Source organism: Verrucomicrobia bacterium S94 (assembly GCA_004299845.1).
Taxonomy (GTDB): Bacteria; Verrucomicrobiota; Kiritimatiellia; order Kiritimatiellales; family Pontiellaceae; genus Pontiella.
The window spans coordinates 2,567,469-2,584,447 of record CP036201.1 but is presented as its reverse complement, the minus strand read 5'-3'; the positions used below and the strand labels follow the sequence as shown (position 1 = coordinate 2,584,447).

The 16,979-nt window shown below is 52.5% G+C and carries 18 protein-coding genes; 15 read left to right on the top strand and 3 right to left on the bottom strand.

Features of this window, described 5'->3' with window-relative positions:
• Nucleotides 1-85 precede the first annotated feature (85 nt).
• Nucleotides 86-511 (top strand): hypothetical protein, encoded by a 426-nt coding sequence (locus EGM51_11270; protein QBG47949.1) that lies wholly within the window; start codon nt 86-88, stop codon nt 509-511.
• Between the two features lie 89 nt (nt 512-600).
• On the opposite strand, the gene EGM51_11265 is transcribed toward EGM51_11270, so the two are convergent.
• Nucleotides 601-813: a cold-shock protein gene (locus tag EGM51_11265; protein ID QBG47948.1), complete on the bottom strand. Its 213-nt coding sequence runs from the start codon at nt 811-813 to the stop codon at nt 601-603.
• Nucleotides 814-1,193: 380 nt separating this feature from the next.
• Here EGM51_11265 and EGM51_11260 point away from each other — a divergent pair, with 380 nt between their 5' ends.
• The 14 genes from EGM51_11260 (at nt 1,194) to EGM51_11195 (ending at nt 14,435) form a co-directional block, all read left to right on the top strand.
• Nucleotides 1,194-2,981 (top strand): 4Fe-4S dicluster domain-containing protein, encoded by a 1,788-nt coding sequence (locus EGM51_11260; protein ID QBG47947.1) that lies wholly within the window; start codon nt 1,194-1,196, stop codon nt 2,979-2,981.
• A gap of 9 nt (nt 2,982-2,990) precedes the next feature.
• A complete protein-coding gene (gene ccoS, locus EGM51_11255) occupies nt 2,991-3,170 on the top strand; it encodes a cbb3-type cytochrome oxidase assembly protein CcoS (protein ID QBG47946.1) in 180 nt (59 codons plus the stop codon).
• On the top strand, nt 3,170-3,643 hold the full coding sequence (locus EGM51_11250; GenBank protein QBG47945.1) for a (2Fe-2S)-binding protein: 474 nt from the start codon (nt 3,170-3,172) through the stop codon (nt 3,641-3,643). The genes ccoS and EGM51_11250 overlap by 1 nt, the downstream gene beginning before the upstream one ends.
• 27 nt (nt 3,644-3,670) lie before the next feature.
• Nucleotides 3,671-4,930, top strand: a complete 1,260-nt coding sequence (locus EGM51_11245) for a DUF4405 domain-containing protein (GenBank protein QBG47944.1) — start codon at nt 3,671-3,673, stop codon at nt 4,928-4,930.
• An 84-nt stretch (nt 4,931-5,014) separates the two neighbouring features.
• Nucleotides 5,015-6,775, top strand: a complete 1,761-nt coding sequence (locus tag EGM51_11240) for a c-type cytochrome (GenBank protein QBG47943.1) — start codon at nt 5,015-5,017, stop codon at nt 6,773-6,775.
• A complete protein-coding gene (locus tag EGM51_11235) occupies nt 6,775-7,104 on the top strand; it encodes a hypothetical protein (protein QBG47942.1) in 330 nt (109 codons plus the stop codon). Before EGM51_11240 ends, EGM51_11235 begins: the two co-directional genes overlap by 1 nt.
• Entirely contained in the window at nt 7,041-8,159 is a 1,119-nt protein-coding gene (locus EGM51_11230) for a cytochrome oxidase (protein QBG47941.1), read from the top strand. Before EGM51_11235 ends, EGM51_11230 begins: the two co-directional genes overlap by 64 nt.
• Before the next feature lie 13 nt (nt 8,160-8,172).
• Entirely contained in the window at nt 8,173-8,757 is a 585-nt protein-coding gene (locus tag EGM51_11225) for a c-type cytochrome (GenBank protein ID QBG47940.1), read from the top strand.
• Between the two features lie 182 nt (nt 8,758-8,939).
• Nucleotides 8,940-9,695 carry a 4Fe-4S binding protein gene (locus tag EGM51_11220; protein QBG47939.1) on the top strand — a complete coding sequence of 252 codons (756 nt, stop codon included), beginning with the start codon at nt 8,940-8,942 and terminating at the stop codon, nt 9,693-9,695.
• Between the two features lie 72 nt (nt 9,696-9,767).
• Nucleotides 9,768-10,649 (top strand): zinc ABC transporter substrate-binding protein, encoded by an 882-nt coding sequence (locus tag EGM51_11215; protein QBG47938.1) that lies wholly within the window; start codon nt 9,768-9,770, stop codon nt 10,647-10,649.
• 52 nt (nt 10,650-10,701) lie between these two features.
• Complete coding sequence (locus EGM51_11210) at nt 10,702-11,382, top strand: hypothetical protein (protein ID QBG47937.1); 681 nt, start codon at nt 10,702-10,704, stop codon at nt 11,380-11,382.
• 65 nt (nt 11,383-11,447) lie between these two features.
• Entirely contained in the window at nt 11,448-12,125 is a 678-nt protein-coding gene (locus EGM51_11205; protein ID QBG47936.1) for a sulfite exporter TauE/SafE family protein, read from the top strand.
• Nucleotides 12,118-13,338 (top strand): cation-translocating P-type ATPase, encoded by a 1,221-nt coding sequence (locus EGM51_11200; protein QBG47935.1) that lies wholly within the window; start codon nt 12,118-12,120, stop codon nt 13,336-13,338. Before EGM51_11205 ends, EGM51_11200 begins: the two co-directional genes overlap by 8 nt.
• Nucleotides 13,233-14,435 (top strand): cation-translocating P-type ATPase, encoded by a 1,203-nt coding sequence (locus tag EGM51_11195; protein ID QBG47934.1) that lies wholly within the window; start codon nt 13,233-13,235, stop codon nt 14,433-14,435. Before EGM51_11200 ends, EGM51_11195 begins: the two co-directional genes overlap by 106 nt.
• Here the strand turns inward: EGM51_11195 and EGM51_11190 are convergent.
• Both EGM51_11190 and EGM51_11185 read right to left on the bottom strand, forming a co-directional pair.
• On the bottom strand, nt 14,432-15,406 hold the full coding sequence (locus EGM51_11190) for a hypothetical protein (GenBank protein ID QBG47933.1): 975 nt from the start codon (nt 15,404-15,406) through the stop codon (nt 14,432-14,434). The genes EGM51_11195 and EGM51_11190 overlap by 4 nt on opposite strands.
• Entirely contained in the window at nt 15,406-16,872 is a 1,467-nt protein-coding gene (locus EGM51_11185) for a hypothetical protein (GenBank protein ID QBG47932.1), read from the bottom strand. The genes EGM51_11190 and EGM51_11185 overlap by 1 nt, the downstream gene beginning before the upstream one ends.
• Nucleotides 16,873-16,979: the final 107 nt, after the last annotated feature.

Sequence of the window (16,979 nt, the reverse complement as noted above, 5' to 3'; positions counted from 1 at the left end):
TGGGCATGTGCCATATTAATGCATCAATTTCAGTTGCATGGAGTTGGAACGGGAGTAGGGTGCCCATCAATTTCGGGAGAATGATATGAACAAATTTTTAAAACTGACGAGTCTGGGAGTCAGTGGGACGTTGCTGGCCGGTTGTGCCTCAATCCCCGGAGCAGATGGTCCGCATGGACCGGAGCTGGTTTCCCGGGGATATGCCACGGGCAGCGGATCGTATGCTGAAGTGGGTGTGAGTTTTTCGACCGCCGGGGACTTTTTTGCGGTGGTCAATCCGAACCGCTGGAAAAATCCGATCAAAACGGGCGGCAGTCTTTCGTGGCTCAATCCCGTGGCGTGGAGCGATGATGCCGGGCGTACCGGACGTATTCTGCTGGGCGAAGCCGTAGTGGTCGGCGGAGTGGCCGCTATGGCTGCCGGCGGCGGTGGAGGCGGTGGCGGTGGTTCCGATGGACCGTCGAACCCGGGCGACAATCCGGGCGATCCCGGGGGGGCTCCAGACAGATAATTGATTTAAGTTTTAACAAAAAAATCCAAGGGTCGGAAAACGGTTTTTCCAACCTTTGGACGGTTTTTGGATCAATTGGCCGTAAAGGCTTAGGCTACCGAGACGTTAGTCGCCTGCGGGCCTTTCTGACCGGCTTCAACCTGGAAAGAAACGTTCTGGCCTTCGACCAGCGTACGGCGCCCTTCCATATTGATGGCGGTGAAGTGAACGAACACATCGTCTCCGGTTTCGCGGGCAATGAATCCATAACCCTTTTCATCATTGAACCACTTAACCGTACCGGTTTCGATTTGGTCTGACATACTACTTTTACTCCTTGCGGCCGTTACCGACCTGATTTTCCGACCAATCCCCCTTTAAAGAACCGGTCACTCTCATTACTCATATGGATTGCTTTCAATCCATGGTCGGAGGCTAAAGCGGTTCAACGGTAATATCCAGCACTGTTTTTACTTATTTTGTTAGGGTTGTTAGGGAATTTCAGGGCTTTTTCAGGGGTTGTTAATCTTTTATCGGGGCTGCTGGAGCGGCGGCGGTGTTGAAATATGACTAAATTGGTATTTTAATACCGATTTAGGGTTGCAAGGGGACTAAAGCGGTGCCATAAATTTCCGACAATGAAGACGTGACTAAACTGCGCATCATTATTAGAATCGGTTTATTCACGAGGAGGGACGTGCAAATGGCATTGGAAAAAATCAAGGTAGAGCTGCCGACGGATGAATATTATGAAGCCGAGGTGAAATGCCGTAATTCCTGCCCGGTAAGTACGGATGCCCGGGGCTATCTGATGGCCACGGTGGCCGGGAAATACGAAGAAGCCTATGCCATTTCCCGCGCAACCAATCCTTTTGCATCGATTTGCGGAAAAGTCTGTGGTGCACCGTGTGAAAAAGGGTGCCGGCGGTCGGATGTCGATGAAGCGGTGGTTATCCGGAACATTAAAGGTTTTCTGACCGATAAACATGGCCCGGAAACGGGCGATCTGAAAACGCCGTTGACCTATTCCATTGCTCCGGGATCTGTGGAGCCGGAACTGAACGGGAAATCCGTCGGTATTATCGGCGGCGGATGTGCCGGCTATACCTGTGCGCATGACCTGGCGCGTCTGGGTTATTCTGTAACGATCTACGAGCGCTGGGAAAAGTCCGGCGGTCAGCTGGTGCAGGGCGTTCCGGTGAACCGGCTTTCACGTAAAGTCGTTGCCGATGAGCTGGCCTCGATTGAACTGTTTGAAAATATCGAAGTAAAGAACGGTGTGGATGTCGGTGTCGACATCACGTTCCAGGAACTGGAAGAGAGGCACGATGCCGTATTCATTGCTGTCGGTCTGGCCAGGGGCAAAAAGATTCCGCTGCCGGGTGCCGACCACGAGGATGTGCATATCGGTCTTTCGTTCCTTTTTGACTTCAACATGCGCGAAAAGTGGGACCTTACAAAACATCGTTCGATTGTAATCGGAGGCGGTGATGTGGCGTTCGATGTTGCGCGTTCGGCGCTGCGCTGCGGTTCGCCGGATGTTCAGCTGGCCTGTCTGGAACGTGAGCATATGAATGAAATGACCGGTTCGCTTGAGGAGCGTGAAGGCGGTCGTCGCGAGGGCGTAACCATTAACGATGGCTGGGGCCCGCGTGAAATCGTCATTGAAAACGGCAAAGTGAAAGGTCTGCTGGTCAGCAAGGTGATCCGTGTATTTGATGAAGACGGGAAATTTTCTCCGCAGCTGGAGGATGAGACGCGCCTGATTGAAGGCGAAAAGGTCTTCTTTGCCGTCGGTCAGGGTTCCGATCTGGCTTTCCTTGAAAACTCCGGTGTTGAAATGACGCCGCAGGGCTGGGTGAAAGTTGAAAATGAAGAAACGCTGCAGACGAGTAAACCGAATGTTTTTGTCGGCGGTGACATTGCCCACGGTCCTAAACTGTTTATCGATGCGGTTGCTTCCGGCAGCAGGGCGGCTCAGGGTATTCATTCATACATCACCGGTCAGGCTCCGCAGTCGCTGAAGCGCAAAATCACGTTCACGGATCTTCCGGAATATGGAAGAGATTCGGTGTATGTGGATGATGGACGTGAGGAGCGGGAGGAACTGCCGGTCAAGCCGGCGGAGCAGCCGGAGTTTAATTCGACGGTTGAATATCCGGATGAAAAAGCGAAGGAACAGGCGGGGCGCTGCCTCGAGTGTCACATTCACCCGACGTTTGAAGGAGATATCTGTATTCTCTGCGGCGGCTGTGTTGATGTGTGTCCGTCGTACTGTCTTTCGATGAAGACGGTGGATCGGGTTGATGGCGGTGAAGCGTTGAAAACGCTGGCGACCATGGAGTTCGGCAGTATGGAAGTGGCGGAGGCTGAAGGGTCGGTCATGCTGTTCGATCCGCTGAAGTGTATCCGCTGCGGTATGTGTGCACAGAAATGCCCGACGGGCGCGTGCAAAATGTCGGTGAATGAATTTGAGGATTGTTTTGCATAGGACAGATCCATGCTGATTTTAACGATTATCCTGCTGATAACGACGACCATTCTGGGCGGCATATTTTTTGTGCTGTTCCGTTGGGCGGTCAAGGATGGGCAGTTTGATGATCCGGAAGAAGCCAAGTATGTCATATTCCGCGAAGAGGAAAGGCCCTCTGAAGGAGCCGTTGACGGAGGAAGTAAATAATGTCGGAAAAGAAAAAAGAAGGTAAGAGCCGGCGCGAGCTGATCACAATGGGGTCGGCTTTCGGCTTAATGGGACTGGCGGCTGCCGGTGCGGGCGGTGCGCTGTTTAAATATATGATGCCGGTGGTTTCATACGGAACCCCTCAGAAATTTCTGGTGCCGGTTAAAGATCTGCCGGATGTCGGTGATGAATTGGTTTTTGAAGAAATGAAGGTGATTCTGCGCCGGGTGGCAGAAGAAAAAGTTGCCGCTATTTCGCTGGTATGTACGCACCTCGGCTGCACCGTCAATGTAGTGGAAACCGGCTTTCAGTGTCCCTGCCATGGTTCGCAGTACGATACCGACGGTATTGTGGTCGGCGGTCCGGCTCCGAAAACGCTGCCCTGGCTTGAAATTAAACCTGTTCCGGGCGGACAGCTGGAAATCGATACCGGTACGGCACTGCCGGAAGGTACAACTTTTAATATAGCCTAATTGCTTCATCTTGTAAGGGGATAGCTGATGGATGAATTGAGAAAACAGATGAAGGAATTCGGGAATAAACTGTATTATTCCTTCTTCCGGCATCGCATGGATAATACGGGTTTGACCAAATCCAAGATTATGTTCAGCAATGTGCTGCTGCATATTCAACCGGTCAAGATTCACAAACGTACGGTGAAGTTCAAGACCACGATGGGGCTCGGACTGATTACCTTCTACCTGTTTCTGCTGCTGGCAACGACCGGTATTCTGCTGATGTTCCATTATGTGCCGTCGACGGCGATCGGTCCGGATGGACTGCCGGATGCCTACAGCCGCATGGTCAACCTGCGTTCCAACGTATTCTGGGGCGATTTTCTGCGGAACATGCACCGCTGGTCGGCTCATGGTATGGTGGCGTTTGTGGCGCTGCACATGCTGCGGGTTTATCTGGCGGGCGCCCACCGCGGCGGGCGTGAATTCAACTGGGTGGTTGGCTGTCTGCTCGGTCTGCTGACTGTTTTCCTTTCCTATACCGGTTATCTGCTGCCCTGGGACCAGCTGGCCTTCTGGGGGGTGAAAGTCGGTACTGAAATTGCGAAAATCGCTCCGGGTGGTGCGCTGATTCGTGCCGTGCTGCTGGGTGATACCGACGTGGGAGCGGAAGCGCTGATCCGCTTCTATGTGCTTCACGTGGCGGTGCTTCCGAGTGTGATGGGTTTCCTGATTGCGGTCCACTTTTTCCGCATCCGAAAAGACGGCGGGCTGGCCCGGCCGGCGGATACCTCCAACGAAAAACAGATTCCGGATGAGGAGTTCGGCGAAGTGAAAAACAACTCGGTTTTCAAAGCGGCGCGCAGTTATAAACTGGTTGAAATTGTGAAGGGCAACGAACCGAAGGTGAACGAGGAAGTGGATCAGATGATGTTCGCCTGGCCGAAACTGATTGTTCGTGAATTGATGGTTTTTGCCGGTCTCATGGTGGTCATGAGTCTGATCTCCGTATTCTTTGATGCACCGCTGGAGGGTCCGGCCGATCCGAGCCATCCGACCAACCCGGCAAAGGCGCCGTGGTATTTCCTGGGTCTGCAGGAACTGACCTCCTACGACGGATTTATCGGAGGTATTGTCATACCGGGTATTCTGGCGGGGGTGTCATGTTCCTGCCGTACGTTGAAATTGCGTTGGAAACCTTTACGAAAACCTACCGGAAAAATATTCCCGGTGTCTGGTTTGCGCGTGAACGCTGGATTGAAAATGCGCTCTTCATCGGCATGTATCTGTTCATGCTTACGCTGATCATTATCGGCGTGTACTTCCGCGGTGAAAACTGGTCGATTGTCTACCCCTGGGTGGAACAGGCCGCAGGAGGAGGACACTAAGATGATTAAGGATTATCGTATTCTTCTGTTTATCGGTCTGTTGGGATTGGTTCTGCTCGGTCTGGCCATCCGCAAAGGGTTTGATGAGGATTATATCCGCTACCAGAAAGCCTACTATGAAGCGCTCGGTGAAGACTTTCCCGGTCCTGTGGTAAAGCAGGTGAACGTAAAGACGCCTTCATCGATGCTGGTTGACCGCTGTCAGAGCTGCCATATCGGCGCGTCCAATCCTGCCGCCCGGGATTTTGAAATGCCGCTGACTGCTCATCCGCCGATCGTTCCGGGAGCTGCGGAAGATCCGCATGACTTCAATAAAATCGGCTGTGCCGTCTGCCACGATGGTTCAAGCCGCGATCTGGATGAACATCTTGCCCACGGCAAGGCGCATGGATGGATTGCACCGCTGGTGAGCGGAAAGATTGCTCAGGCCAACTGCGTGCGCTGTCATGCGATGGAAAGCGGTCATCTGGCCGGAGCAGAACAATTTGAAAAAGGCCGGGAACTGTTTCTGGAAAAAGCGTGCTGGGGCTGCCATACCGTGGCCGGCGTTTCTACGTCGTCGCAGGCGCCGGAGCTGTCGAATGCCGGCGGAAAATACACCTTTGATTATCTGTATGAATCGATCGTCCATCCGAAGGCCAATGACGCCAATTCAAAAATGCCGGAATTTGACTGGGTTCATGACCATGAAACAGTGGTGGCGCTGGCGACGTATCTGAAAGGGCTGCAGAAAACCAAACTGCGCTCTGAAGAAACCGCGCCGATCGGATACATTAAGCCGAAAGCCGATGAAATACGGATTAGCGAGCCGAGTGTGGAGGCCGGCCGTGCCCTGTTTGCCGGGATTCCGTATGAAGGTTCCCTCAGTCGCGGAGGCTGCATAAACTGCCATGCCTTCCGTAACGATGAAGGCCAGCTGGCCGGCGGTCATATCGGTCCGGAGCTGACCTGGTCGATCCGCAACCGGGGCAGGGAATATGTTCGGGAGCACATCGTGAATGCCCGCGAGCATGTCCCTGATTCCATTATGCCGACGTTCAGGGATTATAACGATGCCGAACTTGAGAGCCTTGTGATGTTCCTTTCGACGTTTGATTATGAAGTCGCGTCGGATACCAAGGCGCAGATGCTGTATGACACCTACTGCATTTCCTGTCATGGTGAAAACCTGGATGGGCGCGGTGTGATTTCAGAAATGCTCGATCCGCTTCCGCGCGATTTCAGTCGTCATCAGTTTGTGAGTGCCTATGAAGAGCGGTTCAAACATTCCATTCTCAACGGTGTGGCCGGTACCGCGATGCCGGCCTGGAAGAATACGCTGAGCGAACAGGATGTGGAACTGCTGGTGAACTTTATTCATGAGAAGGCGCTGGAAAATGTGCCGGATAAATTCAGACGCGTGGAGGCAAGCCTTCCGGAGATTGGTGATCCTGACCGTCGCGACTGGAAAAACAAAGGAAAAGTGATTCAGGCCGGAGACGCTGAGAATGGTGCCGTTGCGTTTCAGCAATACTGCACGTCGTGTCATGGAAAGCTCGCAAACGGCAAAGGGCCGAATGCATACAATCTACACCATCCGCTGCCGCGCAACCTGTTGAACAAGGCGTTTTTAAATCAGGAAGGTGTGACGGATGAGCGCCTTTATCAGTCGATTCTGCTGGGCGTTGCCGGTACACCGATGCCGCCGCACGACCATCTGTCGGATCAGACCATAATTGATATTATCGCCTACATCCGCGCGAACACCAGGGAGGCTGAATAATGAAACAAGATACTGCTGCAAAAACGATGGTTATTGCATCGTGCGTCTACTTCGGTATGGCGCTGACTATGGGCCTGTTGACCGCGCTTAAATTTGTGGTTCCAACGGTCGGGGAAATTGAATATCTCTCGATGCCGCGCGTCCGGATGATGCATACCAACCTCAATCTGTTCGGGTGGCTGCTCCAGGCGAATATGGGGGTTCTGTTCTGGGTGCTTCCGCGTATTCTGCATACCCGGCTTTTTTCCGAAAAACTCGGGTGGCGATGGGTGTGCTGTATAACATTGCTGTTGTCGGCGGCATCGCTTCCATTGTGCTCGGGCATGTGAAAAATGTTGAATACGGAGAAATTCCTCCGCCGTTTGACTATCTGATTGCAACCTGCTGGGTGATGTTTGCCATTAACGTGTTCGGAACGGTTATGATCCGTAAAGTGAAATACCTTTACGTTACGGTCTGGTATACCCTCGGAGCCGTCATCTGGACGACCTTTGTTTACATTACGGGGAACATGTTCAGTCAGATGCCGATGGTCACCGGCGTCAATCAGGCCAACCTGATCTGGTTCTATGTTCATAATGCGGTGGGCCTGATTTTCACTCCGCTGGGGGTGGCGATTGCCTACTACATGATTCCCAAACAGCTCAATACGCCGATCTATTCACATAAACTTTCCATGATTGGATTCTGGGTCATTTCCTTTGTCTATGTCTGGACCGGCGCGCACCATATGATCCACGGTCCGCAACCGCACTGGCTGCAGACGGTTTCGATCATTTTCTCATTCAGCCTCATCATACCTGTGATGGCGGTAATCACCAACTTCTTCGGAACCTTTGCCACTGCGCCGCGGGGAACCCGGATGAAAGGGCCGATTCCGAAGCTGCTGATGATGGGCACGGTTTATTATGTTTTCACCTGTCTGCAGGGGCCGTTCCAGGCCATCCGTTCGGTCAACGAAATCACCAGTAAAACCGACTGGGTGGTCGGGCATGCGCATATGGCGCTGTTCGGAGCTTTTTCCTATTTCGCCATGGCCGGCATCTATTATGTTGCTCCGAAAATGGCGGGACGCCGACTGTATTCCGAAAAATTAGGCGATACCCAGTTCTGGCTCATGACGCTGGCCAGTGTGCCGTTTTTCGCGGTGCTCTGGATCGGCGGGGTTATTCAGGGCTTCGCCTGGCTGAATCCGGAGAATACTTTTGTCGATACATTGGCGGCACTGAAGCATGCCCACTGGATGCGTTTTTCGACCGGCGGGCTGATCTTCATCGCATACTTCCTGTTCCTGTATAACATTCTGCAGACCTTCTTCGGTAAATATCCGGAAGAAGCGGAAGAGCAGGAAGTGGCAGAAGCAGAAACTGCAGCAGCGCAGTAAGAGGAAAAGATTCATGAAAATTGATGTAGAAAAAAGCTTACTCTGGACGTCGGTCGGGGCCTTTGCCATTTTTGCTGTCGGTGCTGTATGTACAACGGTTCTTCCACCGATTGTTTCACCGGTGATGTATAAAACCGATCACGATGTGCATGAATACACCGAGCAGGAACTGCGCGGCATTGCCATCTATAAACGGGAAGGCTGCGTATACTGCCACACGCAGCAGGTGCGTCATCTTGATTCCGATCAGCGCCGTTATGGATGGCGTCTTGTAGAAGCGCCGCCTTCTGAATCCTGGGAATATGTAAATGATAAGCAGCACTTTCTCGGTACCAAGCGCACGGGGCCGGATCTGGCGCGTGTCGGCGGAAAATATTCCTCGGAATGGCATTATGCGCATTTCAAGAATCCGCGGGATATGGGCGATAAATTTCCCGACCGTAAAGGGATTTATGAAAAAGCTTCCATCATGCCGTCGTTTGCTTATCTGACCGATGAAGAGATCGCCGATCTGACGGCTTATATTCAAACGCTGGGGCGCAATAAAAACTGGCGCGTGGATAAAGACGGAAATCCGCTGAACGACTACGAAAAATAACGGAGTCTGAAAGGAGTACTATGGCTGAAGAAAAAAAATATGATTTTGAAACAACCACAGAAATAAAACAGGGCCACGCGGATGTCGGCAAATTCAATATCGCAGTTGAAATTATTCTGACGATTGTCTGTATTGTTTACCTCATTCTGAATTTCAATCCTTAGGCCGATCTGTCCGGGCTGATGAGTGGAGACCTCTATACGAAGCGGCGCAGGCTCATCCAGACGCTGAGCGTTCTGGTGCTGCTGAGTATACCGCTTCGTTTTTTCTGTTTTGATCTCGATGGCGAATGTATTCGGCTGTTCGGGGCCGAGTTCGGGCTGGCCACGATGTTCTATCCGCTGTTCGGCATTGTTGCGCTGCTGCTGTTAGTGGTGGGAATCGGAATGAAAAAAGGGCGGATTTTCTGTTCACATCTCTGTCCGATGCACATGTTTCTTGAAAAAGTAAACAACCCGAAAAACAGAACCACGGCACACCGGAAACGAATTGTTCTACTTTGGTCACTGCTTTTTTCGGGGATTCTGACGGAAGTGATTCTTTCTTTTTTCCAGCCGCTGGAAAACCAGGTTAAGCTGGCCGCTGCCGGAAACCTTCCCATCCTTGGAACAGGGGTTGCGCTGTTTGGCGGTTTTATGTTCCTTTTTGTCGGATATCAGGAACGATTCTGCAAAAAGGGTTGTCCTTATGCGCTGATTCAGATGCTGCTGCAGACCGATCTCACCCGGATGATGAAATTTGAGAATCCGGAGAAAAGCTGTACGAACTGCCGCAAGTGCGAAGATATCTGCCCGATGAATCTGCGGGCCCGCTTTGAAAGCAAAGGGCCTGACTGCACCAACTGCAACCTATGTGCTGAAGCCTGTACGTCCGAGCTTGGACCTGGAAATACGCTGTTTCATTTTCACGATCCGGAACCGGAAAACGTTACGCAGTAAATCTGCTCCGATTACGGAGTGGCGTGGTAATGTTTAGCTTAAACCGGAAACATATTTAATCGAAGGAATGACATGAAATCAGGATATCTTTTTGTTGCCGGGCTGTTGCTCGCCGGATGCGTATACCGGGCGGAGCAGGGTGGACTGACAACCCGGCCGACAGTCTATACCGTCAATTATCCGCTGGCCTATTTTGCGGAGCGCATTGCCGGGGATCAGGTTGAAACCGTTTTCCCTGAAATGGATGGTGATCCCGCATTCTGGCAACCGGAGTCTGATCAGATTGAAGCGTTTAAAAAGGCGGATCTCATTCTGCTTAACGGGGCGGATTATGCGAAGTGGGTGCCTGCTGTTTCGTTCCCGCCGGAGCGCACGGTCAATACGGCGGCGGGGCTGGAGGCGGAGTTTATTGCGCTGAATGGAACCGGAAGTCATACTCATAGCGAAGGTGCGGCTCATGTGCATGGCGATATTGCATTTACCCTCTGGCTGAATCCTGAACTGGCGGTTCAGCAGGCTGCTGCGGTGTATCAGGCTCTCGCTTCAATCGCTGAAGTGAAAGAGGGGGATCTGGAGAAACTGATTGCGGATCTTGAAGCGCTGGATGCTGACCTGGCGCAGGCTTTCCAGGCTCTTGAAGGTCGGCCGTTGCTGGGATCGCATCCGGTTTATCAGTATCTCGCTGCGCGCTATGATCTGAGCATGGAAAGTGTGCACTGGGAACCGGATAGCGAACCGGATTCGGCAATGTGGCGCGAGCTGGAGGATATACTCGAGACCCATCATGCCGATGTGATGCTCTGGGAGGATGATCCGCTTCCGCAGGTTAAACAAGCGCTGGCCGAAAAAGGAATAAAAAGCATCGTATTCAACCCCTGTGGAAACCGACCGGATGACGGCGATTTTATGACGGTGATGCAGGCCAATCTTGCGGCGGTAAAAACGATAAAATAGCCGGAGTTTGACGGCGGTGCTATACTTGCCCGGTAATCCGGAGGGATCGGCCATGAAAAATCTGTTGATTGTTTTTGCGATGTTCTGCAGTGCAGCCGGAGCTGAGTCGTTGCAGTTGCGGGATGGAACGGTCTTTCGTAACGCTGAAATCATTTCGGCGAGCCCGGACCATATGCTGATTGTTCACGATGGCGGCGGTAGTCAGGTTTATTTCAGGGATCTTGTGGCGGATTCGCTTTCGGCTGCACAGCGGGAAAAGGTGAAGGTGGAGTTGCAGCGTTATGCGGCGCGTCAGGCGCGTGTGACGGAGGCGGAAGCCCGGCGCAGCGCGTTTGAACTGGCACAGCGCGAAAAGGGACTGATCGAATTTGAAGGCAACTGGATGACTCCGCAAGAGAAAGAAGAGCTCCTTCAGCGTCGGGAGGAACACCGGCTGGATCTTGAAAAACAGCGCATTCAGCTGGCGCGGGAACAGGCCGTTCTTGAAAGGGAAAAAATCGACACCGACCGTGCCCGCAGTCTGCTGAACGGCGAGAGCCGCCGCCGGACAACCACGATTACTTACGGGTATTCCACATCCTATCGGAGAGACTGTTTTTACCGCTACCGGAAGCCGGCGCATTACGGTAAACCGGCTCGCCGTGAGCACCGAATTTTCAAAGCTGAAGAGGAAAACCCTTATATTAACACGGATACGGCGTCTTTTTATAATCGTACTCCGATGAACCGCTGAAGCCCCGCTTTTCCCATGGGGTGGAATTGTGTTTGCGGGAAAATGTGATAGGATTCTGCATAATTATGGAACAGCTTATTGCCGCAATCATTCTCGGAGCCGGAATCGGTTTCACCGCCATTCCTCATTGTTATGCGATGTGCGGACCGTTGCACGTCTCCGTCTGTGCACTTCACCGCGAAAAAAGTCTGAAGGCGTTATCGCTTTTCAATCTGGGCCGGATTGCGGGGTATACCCTGGCGGGTATTCTGTTCGGCGCATTCGGGGAGTTCATCGATATCGGGCCCGCACACTTCTGCTGTCAGATCGGTCTTAACCCGGTTCGCGGAGCGTTGCTGTCGCTGCTGTTTCCTGGAGTGATCATGTTTTTTATCGCGTTTTATGCTTTCCGCCGCAAGGGACTCAAAGCGCCGAAAAACAACTGGCTGTCCCGTTTTTTCAGCGGAGGGCTGGGTAAGCTGACACTTGGAGGAGCCTGCACATCGCTGATTCCGTGCGGCATGCTCTATGCTGCGTTCGCTATGGCGGTCGGTCAGGGGAGCTGGTGGAAGGGCGGGGCCTTTATGCTGGCGTTTGTGATCACCCAGACCTTTTTCATGCAGCTTGGTATTTCGCTCGGCAGGCTGGTCGATAAAAAATGGGGTGCCCGTTTCGAGAAAGCTTTTCCGTGGCTCTGTCTGATCATCGGCATCGTGTACTGCGTGCTTTTTGTACTTCGAATCACTCCGGCGGAAAATGGCTGATCACTGCATAGTCTGTAACCGCACGGTTCCGGGAGGCGAGGGCGATTTCTGTTGTCCCGGCTGCGCTGCTGTACACGTCATTATCGGTAAAATGGAGCTCGACGGGGCGGAGCGCGATGAACGTATTGCCCAGCTTCTGGAAGGTGTTTTTCCCGATGGACGGGAAGTGGAGACGGAAGAGAAGGAAATTGAAAACGGACAGGATCTCTGTTTTCTCGTGGGCGGCATGGTCTGTCCCGCCTGTTCCTGGCTGGTGCACAACAGTCTGGGGAAACTTCCCGGGGTTGGAAATGTAAACCTTAACTTTATTGCCGAAACGTGCACTCTTTCCTATGACCCGATGCAGATCGGTAAGGATACCATTCAGTCGAATATCGAAAAACTCGGTTATAAATACTACGAAGGTGAGGACGCACAACGCGATTCGTTCGACTATTTCCGTTTTGGAGCCGGCTGGTTTTTTGCGCTGAATAATATGATGATTTCGTTTGTCGTTTATTCGGCCGAAAGCTGGGATGTGCCGTTCGCCATGCAGCTGGTCTGTTCCATTCTGCTGGCTCTGTTCGGCACACTGGTTCCGTTTTATGCCGCCAGGACCACGATGGTGATGGGCTGGCGGCAGATTGTCAGTCGTCAGTTCCGTATGGAGAGTCTTGTGGTGCTCTCCACTTCTGCGGCCTGGATCTATTCGGTCTATTCCATGCTCACCGGCGATTTTGCCCATCTCTATTTTGATGTGGTTACACTGCTGCTGATGCTGATTGAAACCGGAAACCTGATTTCAGGTTCGTTCTACAAAAAACTGAGCCGCCGCGTCAGCTCACTTTCATGGCAGCTGCCGAAAAAAGCGCGGATCAAAGGGAATGACGTTGATGAAGATTATGCTGCCGTGGAAGAGCTGGAGCCCGGTACAGAATTTCTGGTGAAGCGCGATGAGTTTGTTCCGACCGATGGTATACTGATGGGACCGGCCGAATTTGACTTCAGTCTGATCACCGGGGAATCGCACGGTGTTTCGCTGGAACAGGGTCACTATGTCGGAGCCGGTGCCCGACTGCTCTCCGATGATGCCAGACTTTCCGTGCCGGCCGGGGGCAGAGCAACCTTATTAAAAAGATTGTTGAAAGCACGATTGAGGCTTTCAACACCCGCAAGGAACAGTTGTCGTTCGGGGATCATATCAGCCAGTATTTTGTGCCGGTTGTGGTGCTGATTTCGCTGATTGTGCTGACGGGCAATGTGTTCTGGGGCGATCGTAATGATGCGATTATCCGTATGCTGTCGGTGCTGATTGTGGCCTGTCCCTGTGCATTCGGGATTGCCGAACCGCTCGTACTCACCGCCGCCATTGAAAAGGTGCGTGGACTGGGTATTCAGATTTTTAATGGCACTGTGCTGGCTCTTAAACCGGCGGTGGCGGTTTTTGATAAAACCGGCACACTGACCCGCGGGACACCGGAGGTGCACCGTGTGGTCTGGCTTACGGAAAAGAACGAAAAAAAACTCGACCTGCTGGCTTCGCTTGAAAACGGGATTGAGCATCCGATCGCCCGCGCTCTGGCGGCAATCGGAACGCCGAAGCCGGTGGAGGAGCGGACCATTGCGCGTACTGTGGTTTCGGGGAAAGTGGATGGGAAGCACTATGTCGCCGGCAGTGCCGGTCTTTTTCCGGACATTGGAATTCCGCCCGACCTGCGGGATTCAACGCTTGTGATGTTCGGTACGCCTGAGCAGTGCGACTGTATTGTCGGGCTCAGGGATACCGTTCGTGAAGAGTCGGGCGGTCTCATTCAGGATCTGAAGAACAACGGCGTCAAACCCTATATTTTTTCGGGCGACCGTAAACCGGTGGTTGAGCAGGTGGCCGGTGAATTGGGAATTGAGCATTATTTCGGAGAAATGGGCAGCGGCGATAAACAGCAGGAAATTGCCCGGCTTCAGGCCGATGGAAACAGCGTGATGATGGTGGGCGACGGCATTAATGATGCGCAGGCATTGGCGGCGGCCGACTTCGGTCTTGCGGTGTTTTCCGGACAGATTCCGGCAAAAATGAGTGCCGACGGCGTGTTTATGGTTCCGGAGATTGGAAAACTGTCCAGCCTGCCGTTTATGCAACGCAAGGTGCGGCATAAAATCCGTCTGAATTACGGCTGGGCGTTTGCCTACAATATTACAGGGATGTTTCTGGCCGGTGTCGGCTGGCTGTCCCCGAAATACTGTGCAGTCGGCATGGTCTTCTCCAACCTGGTGGTCATCTTCAATTCGGTCTACGGCATGAATCTTCCGAAAGCGGTACGGAAAACGGTTTAATCTCCGGTAGACGGCGGATCGGCAGGTGCGTTTTTCTCTCGGTCATTCTGTGCCTGTTCCGGGAGACCGGCTGTTTCGAAAGAGGGCCATCTGTCGATCAGCGAAGAGGGTGAGGCGATATCGCGCCAGACCATGTTGCCGTCGAGCCCTTTGATGCCGACCCGGAACCATGCGCCGATAACCCGCCCTTTGCGCCGCCGGCCGTGATCGTCCCATTCGCCGAATCCTTCAATATCCGTGGAGCCGTCACTGACTTGATCTTCCCCGTCGTCCTGTGTCGAAGTAATGAGGGCATTTCGTTCGATCTGATGATCTGCAATAATCGCGGCTTCGGAATGCAGGACGACTTCTTCACGTGTAACCATGATCGGTATGGTTTCGGACATATAGCGGTATTTGTTGGTCAGCACGGTGTCGAAGTAATCATTATCCTCACTGGCAAAAAGACTGTCGGGAACAATGTACTGTTCCTGTTCATAGAAAATCTTGCTTTCCACAGTGATATTTTCGATGGGAAAAAGGTTCTGATTCCGGAGCGTGATTTCGTAGCCTTCGGCCTGCAGATAGACCGCGCTGTATTCCTCGTAATCCTCCAGCAGAATTACATTGTGATTCGGGGTTCGTTTGCCGGGAATCTGAATGGCGTCCATGTAGTAGGGGGTAATGTTCTGTTCATGCTTCATGCTAGACCAGGTATTCTTTTTCAGCTCCATTTTAAAGCGCAGTGCGGAGCTGAATCCTTCGACCTGGTTCCAGTGAAGAATGTAGGCCTGATCGGCTTCGCTGAAAGTTTCGAGAGGAACTTTTCCGCTTTTTTCGAGCAGAACCTCCTGTTTTTCCACATCATATTTTGCAATGCGGTCGGTGAGGGTTTTGCCTTCGCTGTTGGTGAAGGTGTGGAGTTCGGTCCGGTCAAACTGTGCCACAGCGGCAGAGGCGGTGAGGAGGAGCAGGCAGAGGATCCGTTTCATCAGAATTCTCCTTCTTCATCCTGCAAAACGGCATCCATGGCATCATCAATATTCAGGTTGAGCAGATTGCTGATTCTCGGCATACCTTTCAGAAAGCGGAAATGCCCGCCGACCATTCTGCTGAGATTCTGAAATTTGATGTCGGATGTCATCATTGAGGCCGTCTCTGCGGTGTAGTTGGCTGCGCCGTCGCCTTGCAGCAGTACAAAGTTGAGTTGGGGAAAACCGAGATTCCGGTAGTTATCCATCACGATCACAAAAAAGGATTCGAGCACTTCATCGAAGGTGTATCGGGTTTCGGCGGGCATCATGCCGACCGCCTGCTGGTCTTCGGCAAGCGGGGCATCCGGCAGTTCCACCTCATTGTCATAAAGGATTTCGTCCCAGTCGCGGACCACTTTGGGCTGCATTTCGGCTTCGTAGCGCGCCTGATTTTCAAGCTCCAGCATTTTGATGGCGACGGTGCGCAGTTCATCATATTCGGCCAGATAGCCTTCCCAGTCTTCGGCAAAGCTCTCGTCTTCCAGAAAATATTCGATCCGCCGTTTCTGGTATTCTTTAAACATGTCTTTTTTCAGGAAGTAGGAAATGCCGTAGTTCATGGAGGTGACGTTGCCCCAGTCGGCCGTGAGCAGAAAAATAATTTCCGGCTTCTGTTCGATCGCCGCCTGCAGACCTTTCAGCCAGCCGGTAATATCGTTGTTGGCCATGGGAATATCATAAGCGCGTTTCGGGGTATAGTTTGCGATGTCGTCCGGAAGTCCGACAAAATCAAGATTGGTGTTGATGCCGCTGACCCATTCAATGACGTTGGTTTTTGCAGTGGGCGTGGCCGGGACCATATTGGCGTTGAACAGGGCGACCTGCTGGTCATCAAAGAGGATGACGTTAAACAGGGTGGCTGAGCGCATGCTGCCGATCACTTCGCGCAGATCTTCACGGACCATATCATAGGAATCAATTCCGCCGCGGTCGTCATAGAGCATGGAGCGGGAGGCATCAACCACGACTACAACTTTCTCCGCTTTTCCGCGTGTTCCGAAAAAGTCGACCGAAGAAATCCCGAAATTGACATCGCGGTATTTTGAATTGAATTCCAGTGTGCGGTCCATCTGCACAAAGTTGGTATAATTACCTTTAAATGTAGGCATCGGGGCCATTTTTACATATTCGCCCTGTTCCGGAATGTTGACCAGTTGCGGTGCATTGGCGGTGATGCGCGTAGTGGTCCGCGCTTTGGGTTTGGACATCTGCTCCATGAAGGGCTGTGCCTTGACCGGCATCTGGAGTTTGCGGCGTTCCAGTTTCGGACGCTGTTTTTCAACCTGGAACGCAGCCCCCTGTTTCTGGTAATATTTCAGGGCCACCACACCGCCGGCCACGAGAAGGAGCGCCGCGTGCAGTAGGATGCTTATGAGTGCCGCGCTGGAACTGGCAATGCGCTTTTTTGTTTTCTGAACTTCCATAGGCCCCTTGCTCAACACACCGAGTTAACCAACCGCAAAAGTTTATGCAAACCCCTCCCGGAAAGTCAAAGCAATCGATGAGATTGGTAAAAACGCTGACGTAAGGG